The 11,645-nt window shown below is 67.7% G+C and carries 10 protein-coding genes; 3 read left to right on the top strand and 7 right to left on the bottom strand.

Annotation, left to right across the window (positions count from 1 at the left end; all coding sequences use genetic code 11):
• Positions 1 to 16 precede the first annotated feature (16 nt).
• From C7416_RS08725 to C7416_RS08715, 3 genes are all read right to left on the bottom strand, one after another.
• Positions 17 to 1,063, bottom strand: coding sequence for a porin (locus C7416_RS08725; RefSeq protein WP_111518243.1), 1,047 nt, complete (start codon positions 1,061 to 1,063; stop codon positions 17 to 19).
• A gap of 270 nt (positions 1,064 to 1,333) precedes the next feature.
• Positions 1,334 to 1,867 carry a single-stranded DNA-binding protein gene (locus C7416_RS08720; protein ID WP_111518241.1) on the bottom strand — a complete coding sequence of 178 codons (534 nt, stop codon included), beginning with the start codon at positions 1,865 to 1,867 and terminating at the stop codon, positions 1,334 to 1,336.
• Positions 1,868 to 2,083: 216 nt separating this feature from the next.
• A complete protein-coding gene (locus tag C7416_RS08715; protein ID WP_111518239.1) occupies positions 2,084 to 3,346 on the bottom strand; it encodes an MFS transporter in 1,263 nt (420 codons plus the stop codon).
• Between the two features lie 226 nt (positions 3,347 to 3,572).
• Here C7416_RS08715 and uvrA point away from each other — a divergent pair, with 226 nt between their 5' ends.
• The gene (gene uvrA / locus C7416_RS08710; protein ID WP_111518237.1) at positions 3,573 to 6,437 is read left to right on the top strand and encodes an excinuclease ABC subunit UvrA; all 2,865 of its coding nucleotides are present in this window, start codon (positions 3,573 to 3,575) and stop codon (positions 6,435 to 6,437) included.
• Between the two features lie 27 nt (positions 6,438 to 6,464).
• Here uvrA and C7416_RS08705 read toward each other — a convergent pair whose 3' ends face one another.
• Entirely contained in the window at positions 6,465 to 7,031 is a 567-nt protein-coding gene (locus C7416_RS08705; protein ID WP_240988140.1) for a histidine phosphatase family protein, read from the bottom strand.
• A gap of 144 nt (positions 7,032 to 7,175) precedes the next feature.
• Between C7416_RS08705 and C7416_RS08700 the strand changes: the two genes are divergently transcribed.
• A complete protein-coding gene (locus C7416_RS08700) occupies positions 7,176 to 7,661 on the top strand; it encodes an adenosine-specific kinase (protein ID WP_111518233.1) in 486 nt (161 codons plus the stop codon).
• Between the two features lie 9 nt (positions 7,662 to 7,670).
• On the opposite strand, the gene C7416_RS08695 is transcribed toward C7416_RS08700, so the two are convergent.
• The 3 genes from C7416_RS08695 to C7416_RS08685 form a co-directional block, all read right to left on the bottom strand.
• Positions 7,671 to 9,350, bottom strand: a complete 1,680-nt coding sequence (locus C7416_RS08695; RefSeq protein ID WP_111518231.1) for a Na/Pi cotransporter family protein — start codon at positions 9,348 to 9,350, stop codon at positions 7,671 to 7,673.
• Positions 9,351 to 9,546: 196 nt separating this feature from the next.
• Entirely contained in the window at positions 9,547 to 10,158 is a 612-nt protein-coding gene (locus tag C7416_RS08690) for a LysE family translocator (protein WP_111518229.1), read from the bottom strand.
• 40 nt (positions 10,159 to 10,198) lie between these two features.
• Positions 10,199 to 10,771 (bottom strand): adenine phosphoribosyltransferase, encoded by a 573-nt coding sequence (locus C7416_RS08685; protein ID WP_111518227.1) that lies wholly within the window; start codon positions 10,769 to 10,771, stop codon positions 10,199 to 10,201.
• A gap of 231 nt (positions 10,772 to 11,002) precedes the next feature.
• On the opposite strand from C7416_RS08685, the gene C7416_RS08680 reads away from it, so the two are divergent.
• A complete protein-coding gene (locus tag C7416_RS08680; protein WP_111518225.1) occupies positions 11,003 to 11,581 on the top strand; it encodes a DJ-1/PfpI family protein in 579 nt (192 codons plus the stop codon).
• Positions 11,582 to 11,645 lie beyond the last annotated feature (64 nt).

The raw sequence follows: 11,645 nt of genomic DNA, 5'->3' as shown, positions 1-11,645 counted from the left end.
TGATGCATTCCTCGCCTTACAAGCGATGGCGCAGGCCGATGCCGCCACCAAACTTGTTGCCGCGCACGCCCATGAAGGCTGGCAGCGCATAGGCACCGCTGATGCGGTTGAAGTCGGCTTCGGCGTAGACGCTGGTGCGTCGCGACAGCACGTACTCGGCCACGCCGGTCAGCATCAGCCGATGGCCGCTGGCGGCGCTCTGCCGGTCATAGCCCGCGGCGAGCGAGAGCGCCAGCGCGGGCGTCGCCTGCAGCGTGGCGCCGCCGGTCAGCACATGGTTGCGGGTCGGGCCGAGGCGGTAGCGGTGGTCCAGGTAGCCGAGCGCCACCTTGACGCGGCCCAGCTGGCTGCTGCCGCCGATGCCCCAGATAGTGCGTGCTTCGGCGGTCGGCAGCGCATCGGTACGCTGCAGCAGTGCTCCCACGTCGATCCGCGCCGTGGTCCAGGCCAGCGCCAGTCCCCGGCTGCTGCCCGCCGTCGCATCACCTGGCACTTCGCCGAAGGTATAGTGCGCGGCCGCCGAGAACGCGCCCCGCCGGCCCGCGTACTTGACCATGTTGTCCTGCCGCGGACCGGTGTAGCCGTTGAGGATGGCCACCGCATCCAGGTTGGGATGGCCATAGGGCTGGAAGCGGAACGTGGCATCGTAGGCCGTGGTGAACTGGCGGCCGAAGGTCAGCTTGCCCCACCTCTGGTGCTCGATGCCCAGGTACGACTGGCGGCCGAACAAACGGCCTGCGCCCTGCGTGCCGACTTGTCCGTAGTTGGAGGTCGCAGTCGCCTGCAGCGAAGTGCCGGTGGTGAGGTCGAAACCGCTTTCCAGCGTGAACAGCGCAGCCCAGCCTCCGCCCAGCGCCTCGGTGCCGCGCATGCCCCAGCGCGAGCCGCTGAAGTATCCCTCGCCCAGCTCGGCCAGCCGCTGGTCCGCGCGGTTGTTGTCAGAGTAACGAACCATGGTGTCGATCAGGCCATAAACCGAAACCGATGGCGCCGGCTGTGCGTGCACCGAATGGCTGACACCGCAACCCATGCCCGCCACCATGCCGGCCAACGCCACGGGCATCGCATAGCTACGTCCTGCATTCCACACCCCCACGGGCACCTCCATTTTGCATACAAAATCAGAACGCAAAATATAGGGCTTGCCCGATGGTGCGCATACGAATGTGTTCGCATGAGGTCATGCGGTTTGCGCGGGGGCCTCGGCTGAGCGTGGCGAGAATTGGCGAAGAGGCTGTAAGTCCTGCACGCTCGTACGTGCCAGGCCCAAAAAAACAAAACCCCCGCAGCGCGGGGGTTCGAGGGCAATACTCGCGGACTTCTGTCGCGATACTCAGAACGGAATATCGTCGTCCATATCCTCGAAGCCATTCGAGGCCGGCTGCTGCGGACGGCGTGCCGCGCCGCCCTGCTGGCCGCCACCGCCCTGGGCCCCACGACCACCGCCATAGCCGCCGCCCGACGACTCGCGCTGATAACCGCCGCCACCGCCGCCGTAGCCGCCTTCCTCGCCGCCACCACCGCCGCCGCCCTGGCGCGAACCCAGCATCTGCATCTGGTCGGCGACGATTTCGGTGGAGTACTTGTCCTGGCCGGACTGGTCCTGCCACTTGCGGGTGCGGATGCGGCCTTCGATATAGACCGACGAGCCCTTGCGCAGGTACTGGGCGGCGATCTCGGCCAGCTTGCCGAACATCGCCACGCGGTGCCATTCGGTGGCTTCCTTCATCTCGCCGGACTGCTTGTCCTTGTAGCGGTCGGTGGTGGCCAGGCGCAGGTTGGTGACGGCGTCGCCGCTGGGCATGTAGCGCGTTTCGGGGTCTGCGCCGAGGTTGCCGACGAGAATGACTTTGTTGACCGATGCCATGTGAATGTTCTCCAAAAGCCACGCGCGGTGTTGAAAAGCGTGGCAATACGATGACGGTGAAAGCGGGTTGTAGTTTGACGCGATCGTGCCGCGACGTAAACGAACACGCGACGTAAACGAACATCGCGCCCCCGCCAGAATGCCGGGTGGCGCGATGATGCTAGGCCTCTTTCCGGCCCGAATGCTTTACGAAATGATGCGAAACCAGGCGCCGGCTCAGGCCGCGGTCGCCGGTGCGGCTTCCTGCCCGCGCGCCGGCGGCGCCTTCATGCTCCAGGCGATTATAAGCCACAGCAACAGCACCGCCGCGCAGCCCACGAACACGGCACTGCGGCCCTCGTGCTGGAGCAGCCAGCCGCCCGCGGCACCGCCCAGGAACAGGCCCAGCGCCTGGGTGGTGTTGTAGACGCCGAGCGCCGCGCCGCGCGCGGCCGCGGCGTAGCGCGACACCAGCGAAGGCTGCATTGCCTCCAGCACATTGAACGCGACGAAGAACAGCAGCAAGACCCCGACGATCGCCCACAGCCCGTGCACCGCGGCAAACAGCAACTGGACCGCGGTCATCAGCGCGACCGCGCCCAGCAGCACCGGGCGCACGCGGCCGTAGCGCTCGGCCGCCATCATCGGGCCCAGCATCAGCACGAACGACACCAGCACCACGGGCAGGTAGACCTTCCAGTGCTGGTCCAGCGGCATGCCGGCATCGGCCAGCATCGCCGGCACCACCATGAACATCGCCACCTGCGACGCATGCAGCGCCAGCACGCCGACGTTGAGCCGCGCCAGGTCGCCGTTGAGCAGTACCTTGCGGAACGGCAGCCGCACCGGGTGCGGCGGCGGCGGGGTCGGCACCAGGAACACGGTCACGCCGATGGCGACCAGGCCCAGCACCGACATCAGCCCGAAGATGCCTGACATGCCGATACTGTGCAGCAGCGGCGAGGCAATCACCAGCGACAGCGCGAAGGTCAGCCCGATGCTGCCGCCCACCATCGCCATGGCCTTGGTGCGATGGCGCTCGCGGGTCAGGTCGGCGATGCAGGCGGTGATGGCGGCGGAGATCGCGCCCATGCCCTGCAACGCACGCCCGGCGATGATGCCGGACAGCGTGTCGGAGAACGCCGCCACCAGGCCGCCGGCGATGAACAGTACCAGGCCGCCCACCATCACCGGCTTGCGCCCGACGCGATCGGACAGCCACCCCAGCGGGATGTGCAGGAACGCCTGCATCAGGCCGTAGATGCCCATGGCCAGGCCGACGCGCTGGGCGTCTTGCCCGTCGGGCAGCGCCCGGGCGTATTCGGCAAAGACCGGCAGGATCAGGAACAGGCCGAGCATGCGCAGCGCAAAGATGCTCGCCAGCGACACCGCCGCGCGCAGTTCGGCGCGCGTCATGCGTTCGCGCACGGGGGCCTGGGATACGTCGGCGGCACCCGTTTCCGGGGAAGTTTCCGGGGAAGAAGAAGGGATCGACGGCATTGCGATCGTGGGATCGTGTGGGATTCGGGGTCGGGCTGCTTGCCGTTGGGCGGCAATGGTCGGGTCCGCTGGTGGCCGGACAACCCCGGAAACCGAAGTTGGGTATATTAACAGGTTTGCTCCTTCGCGCTTCCCGGGTCACCTGGCCATGCCGGCTGCCCCCGAGAGGTGCGCCCGGGCGCGCATTCCGGCCGGGGCGGCCCGCCTGGCGACGACTTTTCGGCATATGGAAGAAATCAAGATCCGTGGGGCGCGTACCCACAACCTGAAGAACATCAATCTCGACCTGCCGCGCAACCGGCTGATCGTGATCACGGGCCTGTCCGGTTCGGGCAAGTCCTCGCTGGCCTTCGACACGCTCTATGCCGAGGGTCAGCGCCGCTACGTGGAATCGCTGTCCGCCTACGCGCGCCAGTTCCTGCAGCTGATGGAGAAGCCCGATGTCGACCTGATCGAAGGGCTGTCGCCGGCGATTTCGATCGAGCAGAAGGCCACCAGCCACAACCCGCGCTCGACCGTCGGCACCGTCACCGAGATCCACGACTACCTGCGCCTGCTGTACGCGCGCGCCGGCACCCCCTACTGCCCCGACCACAACCTGCCGCTGCAGGCGCAGAGCGTGTCGCAGATGGTCGACGCGGCGCTGGCGCTGCCGGAAGACACCAAGCTGATGATCCTGGCGCCGGTGGTGGTCGACCGCAAGGGCGAGCACTCGGACCTGTTCGACAGCATGCAGGCGCAGGGCTTCGTGCGCTTCCGCATCCGCTCGGGCGGCGGCACCGCGCACGAGGCGCAGGCCCGGGTCTATGAGGTCGACGCGCTGCCCAAGCTGAAGAAGACCGAGAAGCACAGCATCGACGTGGTGGTCGACCGGGTCAAGGTTCGCGCCGACATCAAGCAGCGCCTGGCCGAGTCGTTCGAGACCGCGCTGCGGCTGGCCGACGGCCGCGCGCTGGCGCTGGAGATGGACAGCGGCAAGGAGCACACCTTCAGTTCGCGCTTTGCCTGCCCGATCTGCTCGTACTCGCTGCAGGAACTGGAGCCGCGGCTGTTCTCGTTCAACAACCCGATGGGCGCGTGCCCGAGTTGCGACGGGCTGGGACAGATCACGTTCTTCGACCCGAAGCGGGTGGTGGCCTTCCCCAACCTGTCGCTGGCGTCGGGCGCGATCAAGGGCTGGGACCGCCGCAACCAGTTCTACTTCCAGATGCTGCAAAGCCTGGCGGCGTACTACGACTTCGACACCGAAACCGCGTTCGAGGCCCTGCCCGAAAAGGTGCAGCAAGTGGTGCTGCACGGCTCGGGCGAGCAGGAAATCCCCTTTACCTATATCAACGAACGCGGCCGCACCACGGTGCGCGAGCATGTGTTCGAAGGGATCATCCCCAACCTGGAACGCCGCTACCGCGAGACCGATTCCGTCGCGGTGCGCGAGGAACTGGCCAAGTACCAGAACAACCAGCCCTGCCCGGCCTGCCACGGCACCCGGCTGCGCACCGAGGCGCGCCACGTCAAGCTCGGCGACGGCGAACAGGCGCGCGCGATCTATGAGATCAACGGCTGGCCGCTGCGCGATGCGCTGACCTACTTCCTGACGCTGGACATGCACGGCGCCAAGCGCGAGATCGCCGACAAGATCGTCAAGGAAATCACCGCGCGGCTGAACTTCCTCAACAACGTGGGCCTGGACTACCTGTCGCTGGAGCGCAGTGCCGACACGCTGTCGGGCGGCGAGGCCCAGCGCATCCGGCTGGCGTCGCAGATCGGTTCCGGCCTGACTGGCGTGATGTACGTGCTGGACGAGCCCTCGATCGGCCTGCACCAGCGCGACAACGACCGCCTGATCGGCACGCTCAAGCACCTGCGCGATATCGGCAACTCGGTGCTGGTGGTCGAGCATGACGAGGACATGATCCGCGCCTGCGACTACGTGGTCGATATCGGGCCCGGCGCCGGCGTGCACGGCGGCATGATCGTGGCCGAGGGCACGCCGCGGCAGATCGAGGCATCACCGGCTTCGCTGACCGGTCAGTACCTGTCTGGCCAGCGCCGCATCGAAGTGCCGAAGCAGCGCACCGCGCCCGACGACGAGCGGCTGCTGCGCATCGTCAACGCCAGCGGCAACAACCTGCGCAACGTCACCGCCGAAGTGCCGGTGGGCCTGCTGACCTGCATCACCGGCGTGTCCGGCTCGGGCAAGTCGACGCTGATCAACGACACGCTCTACCACGCGGTGGCGCGCCACCTGTACGGCTCGACCCCGGAGCCGGCGGCGCACGACCGCATCGAGGGGCTGGAGCATTTTGACAAGGTCATCAACGTCGACCAGAGCCCGATCGGCCGCACCCCGCGCTCGAATCCGGCCACCTACACCGGCCTGTTCACGCCGATCCGCGAGCTGTTCGCCGGCGTGCCGTCGGCCAAGGAACGCGGCTACGATCCGGGCCGCTTCTCGTTCAACGTCAAGGGCGGGCGCTGCGAGTCATGCCAGGGCGACGGCGTGCTCAAGGTCGAGATGCACTTCCTGCCCGACGTGTACGTGCCCTGCGACGTCTGCCACGGCAAGCGCTACAACCGCGAGACGCTGGAGGTGCTGTACAAGGGCAAGAACATCTCCGAGGTGCTCGACCTGACCGTCGAGCAGGCGCACGAGTTCTTCAGCGCGGTGCCGGTGGTGCGGCGCAAGCTGCAGACGCTGCTCGACGTGGGCCTGGGCTATATCCGCCTGGGACAGTCGGCGACCACGCTGTCCGGCGGCGAAGCGCAGCGCGTCAAACTGTCGCTGGAGCTGTCCAAGCGCGATACCGGGCGCACGCTCTACATCCTGGACGAGCCCACCACCGGCCTGCACTTCCACGATATCGAACTGCTGCTCAGGGTCATCCACAAGCTGCGCGACCAGGGCAATACCGTCGTCATCATCGAGCACAACCTCGACGTCATCAAGACCGCCGACTGGCTGATCGACATGGGGCCCGAAGGCGGCGCCGGCGGCGGCCAGGTAATCGCGCGCGGCACGCCGGAGGCGGTGGCGAAGAGCAAGGCGAGTTTTACGGGGAAGTATCTGGCGCCGCTGCTCAAGCGCGCGTGATGTGCGGGTTGGCCGGCAGTCCGAGGCTCAATCCAATCCGCCAGCCGGCAACACCCGCGTGCGCCGCGCCGCGCCACCCTGCGGCAACTCGATCACCACGCCGCCGCCGCTGTCGGCCCCGTGCCCTGTCAGCGCGGTGATCACCACCTGGTGCGTGACCATCAGGTAAGGCCCGCCGCGCGGGTCGAGACCGTCGATCAGCCGCGACAGTTGCGCGACCTGCGTCTCGCGGCGCTGCGCATCGGCGCCGAAGAAGGAATTGAGCAGCGGCTGCACCTGCACCGGTCCCAGCCCGATCAGACGCGCGGTGTCCTGGCAGCGGCACCAGGCGCTGCTCCACACCTGCGTCGGCCGGAAGCCGGCAGCCTTCCAGCTCTCTCCCAGCCGCACCGCCTGCTCGCGTCCGCGCGCGTCGAGATTGCGCTGGGTGGCGCAATCCGCCAGCCGGAATCCGGGCGGATCGCCCACGCCCGGCGCGCTGGCATGGCGCAAGACCACCACGACATTCGGTTGCCGCAGCTCGGTCAGCGCGACCTCGCGCTGTGATGCCGGAGCGACCTGCGCGGCAGCAAGCGTCGGGACGATGGCAAGCATGGCAAGCCATCTGCAACAGGCGGGCATGGGCGGCTCCTCGGGTGGTGGGCCAACCCATCCGGTATAGCAGGCGCCGGCTTGCTTTCGCTACCTCGCGCCCTACCATGAAGCGGACGGCGACACCCATCGCACAGGAGCCACGCCATGGAACTGACGGTCGTACCGGTTACCAAGCCGGAAGCCACCAACTTCATCTTCGGCCAGTCGCATTTCATCAAGACCGTGGAAGACCTGCACGAGGCGCTGATTGGCACGGTGCCCGGCATCCGCTTCGGGCTGGCGTTCTGCGAGGCGTCGGGCAAGCGGCTGGTGCGCTGGTCGGGCACCGACGAGCACCTGATCGACATGGCCTGCGAGAACGCGCGCGCCATCGGCGCTGGGCACAGCTTCCTGATCTTCCTCGGCGACGGCTTCTTCCCGGTGAACGTGCTGGGCGCGGTGCGCGCCGTGCCAGAGGTTTGCCGGATCTATTGCGCCACCGCGAACCCGACCCAGGTGATCATCGCGCAGACCGATGCCGGCCGCGGCGTGGTGGGAGTGATCGACGGCGCCTCGCCCGTGGGGATCGAGACCGAGGCCGATGTGGCAGAACGAAAGGCGTTGCTGCGGAAGTTTGGCTACAAGCTGTAGCCGCTTCTTTCAGGGCCGCGCCGCCTGCACGGTCGAGACCGGCGTCACGTCGTCTTCCTTCATGCGGCTGCGGTTGAGCACGCCGGCCTGCTCCAGCACCGGATAGGCGGTAGCGCAGAACAGCGAGTTCAGCCGCTTCAGCTCGCTGATCACGTCCAAGTGCAGCGAGCTAGTCTCGACGCTCTCCGCGGTCTGGACCGCCACGCGCTGCAAATGGGTGCGCGCGTACTTGCGCTCCAGTTCGCGGAAGTTGGCCTTCTCCGCCATCAGCGCCTGCGCGCTCTTCAGGTCGCCGTTGAGAAACACCGACAGCCCCAGCCGCAGGTTGGCAACCAGGCGCGCGTGCATCTCGGCGATCTCCTGCATGCCGGCCTCGGAGAACATCAGGTTGTGGGCGATCTTCTTGTCCTTGGTATCGAGCAGGATGCGCTCGATGATATCGCCCGCGTGTTCGAGGTTGATGGTGAGCGAGATGATCTCGGTCCAGCGCTGGCCGTCGCGCTCGTCCAGCGCTTCCAGGCTGATGCGGGTCAGGTAGAGCTTGATCGCGGTGTAGAGGTCGTCGACCTCGTTGTCGATGCGGCAGGTGGCGGTGGCCAGCTTGGCGTCGTTGGTGCGCAGCACGCGCAGCATGTTGTCGAGCATCTGCTCGATGCGGTCGCCGATGCGCAGCACCTCGCGCGCGGCGTTGGACAGCGCCAGCGTCGGCGTCGACAGCGCGGCGGTATCGAGATGGCGCGGCGTGACCTGGCTGTCGCCGGTATTGCGCCCGGGCAGCACCTTTTCGCACAGGCGCGCCAGCGGCGCGGTGGCGCCGAGCAGCAGCACCGCCAGCGCGACGTTGAACAGCAGATGGAAGTTGACGATCAGCCGTTGCGGCTCATGGTCGACCAGCGCCAGCAGTTCCTCGGCCTGGCCCAGCAGCGGCAGCGCGATCAGGCAGCCCAGCAGGCGCGACAGCAGGTTGCCCAGCGTCACGCGCTTGCCCGGCTGGTTGTTGCCCGAGGTGGTCAGCAGCGCCGACACGCCCGAACCCAGGTTGGCGCCCAGCACCAGCGCCAGCGCCACGTGGATCGACACCACCCCGGCCGACGCCAGCGCGCCGCAGAACAGCACCACGGCCAGGCTGGAGTAGCACAGGATGGTCAGGAACGCGCCGACCAGCATGTCGAGCCCCGAATCACCGGTCAGCGAGGCAAACAGCACCTTGACCCCGGCGGCCTGCACCACCGGCCGCGTCGCGATCGAGATCAGTTCCAGCGCCAGCGTGATCAGGCCCAGGCCGATCAGCACGCGGCCGACGTGGCCGGGCTTGCTGCCCTTCCAGGTCAGGTGGCAGATCACGCCGACGAAGATCAGCAGCGGCGACAGCCATGACAGGTCCAGCGAGAACACCTGCACCATCAGCGCGGTGCCAACGTTGGCACCCAGCATGATCGCCAGCGCCGGCGCCACGGCGATCAGGCCCTGGCCGACGAAGGAACTGACGATGACCGCGGTGGCGTTGCTGCTCTGGACCAGCCCGGTCACGCCCAGGCCGGCAAGGAAGGCGGTGAAGCGGTTGGAGACGCTGGTCGACAGCACGTGGCGCAAATTGGCGCCATAGACGCGCAGGATGCCGACCTTGACGATGTTGGTGCCCCAGACGAGCAGGGCCACGCCCGATAACAGGTGAAGGAGAACGCCCATGGTGCGCCTTTGTGTGACCGGTGCCGAATACTGACTGGAGGCTCCGCCCGGTCATCGTGTCGTTGTCAAGGGCTCATTATGCGCCCGGCCCCCGGCACCGGCAACGGCATGGGCCCCCGCTGCGGGGCGCGGGCAACATGGCAACGCCGCCATCGGCAGTCGCCGCGCCGATGCGGCGGCGCTGCCAGGGTCGCGCTCAGGGCAGCGCGACCTTGATGCCGAGCCCGACGAAGATGGCCCCGGCAGCGCGGTCCAGCCAGCGCCCGGTGGCCGGCCGCCGGCGCAGCCAGGCGCCCAGCCAGCCCGCGCACAGCCCGAACAGCGAGAACACTACCGCGGTCTGCAGCATGAAGACCACGCCCAGCAGCAGGAACTGCAGGCCGGGATGCGTGGCATCGGCGCGAACGAACTGCGGCAGGAACACCAGGAAGAACAGCGTCACCTTGGGGTTCAGCATGTTGCCCAGCACGCTCTGGCGGAACACACGCGCGAGTGGCACGGCATCGATCTCGCCGCCCTGCGCCAGCCCGCCCTTCGCGCGCAGCGCCTGGATGCCGATCCAGATCAGGTAGGCGGCTCCGGCGTACTTGATCAGCTGGAAGGCCAGCGGCGAGGAGCGCAGCACCGCGGCCAGCCCTACCGCGGCGATCACGGTATGGAACAGGCAGCCGACCGAAAACCCCAGCGCCGCCACCAGCCCGGCACGGCGTCCCTGCGCCATGCCGCGCGCAAGTACCTGCAGGTTGTCCGGCCCCGGGGCCACGGTCACGGCGACGGAGGTCAGCAGGAACAGCAGCAGGTCAGGCATGGAGACTCCTTGTGTGGGTCTTTACGCGGGCGCGCATCGCTCAGTGTCCTTCGAACTTGCACACGGTGAACAGCGGCAGCCCGGCGCCGTGCAGCAGCTTTGACCCGCCCAGCTCGGGCAGGTCGACGATGGCGGCGCCCTCGACCACGGTCGCGCCCAGGCGCTCGAGCAGCTTGCGCCCGGCCATCATGGTGCCGCCGGTGGCGATCAGGTCGTCGACCAGCAGCACGCGGTCGCCGGCCTTGCAGGCGTCGGCGTGGATCTCGACCGTGGCGCTGCCGTATTCCAGTTCGTATTCCTCGGCCACGGTCTGGAACGGCAGTTTGCCCTTCTTGCGGATCGGCACGAAGCCGAGGTTCAGCTCGTAAGCGACGATCGCGCCCAGGATAAAGCCGCGCGCATCGATGCCCGCGACCAGGTCCAGCTGCGCATCCATATAGCGGTGCACGAAGACATCGATCAGCACGCGCAGGGTCTTGGGGTCCTGCAGCAGCGGCGTGATGTCGCGGAACATCACGCCGGGCTGGGGCCAGTCCGGCACGGTCCGGATGCGCTCGCGCAGGTAGCCGGTGACGTCGCCGAGATCGGGGGACTGGATGATGGAATCTGCCATAGTAATCGGGAGGATGGGCGCGCGGCGCGCCGGTCAGAAAGCGGTGGCAGCGGCATGCGGGGGTGCGCGGTAATTGGCGTGGAAATCGGCGTGGTAAGCGGCGCGGTAACCCATTACCACCCGCGCCACCGGGGCGCCCAGCACAATGGCCCTGCCGGCCGGACGGGCTGCCCGCGCCGGCTTGCCGCGTCCGGCACCCGCCGGACATCCGTAACCATACAGGAGACCACGATGGCAAAAAAGATTCTGATGCTGGTAGGCGACTACGCCGAGGACTACGAAACCATGGTGCCGTTCCAGGCGCTGCAGATGGTGGGCCACACCGTCGATGCCGTGTGTCCCGACAAGCGGGCGGGGGACGCGTGCGCCACCGCTATCCATGATTTCGAGGGCGACCAGACCTACAGCGAGAAGCGCGGCCACAACTTCACCCTCAATGCCACCTTTGCCGAGATCGACCCGGCCGGCTACGACGCGCTGGTCATTCCCGGCGGGCGCGCCCCCGAATACCTGCGCCTGAACGCGCGCGTGCTGGAAATCGTGCGGCACTTCGCCCAGGCCGGCAAGCCGATTGCCGCGGTGTGCCACGGCGCCCAACTGCTGGCGGCCGCGGGCGTGCTGGAGGGCAAGACCTGCTCCGCCTATCCGGCCTGCGCGCCGGAAGTGAAACTGGCCGGCGGCACCTATGCCGAGATCCCGGTCGACCAGGCCCACACCGACGGTAACCTCGTCACCGCCCCGGCCTGGCCGGCGCATCCGGCCTGGCTCGCGCAGTTTCTTGCGGTGCTGGGCACGCGGATCGTACATTAGTGCTTTCCGCACGCGGCGCCCCCACGCGTGATGCATGGCTTGCCGAGGCCGGCCATGCACAGCC

This window comes from Cupriavidus phytorum, from assembly GCF_003254285.1.
GTDB lineage: Bacteria > Pseudomonadota > Gammaproteobacteria > Burkholderiales > Burkholderiaceae > Cupriavidus > Cupriavidus phytorum.
This window is presented reverse-complemented; position numbering and strand designations above follow the sequence as displayed.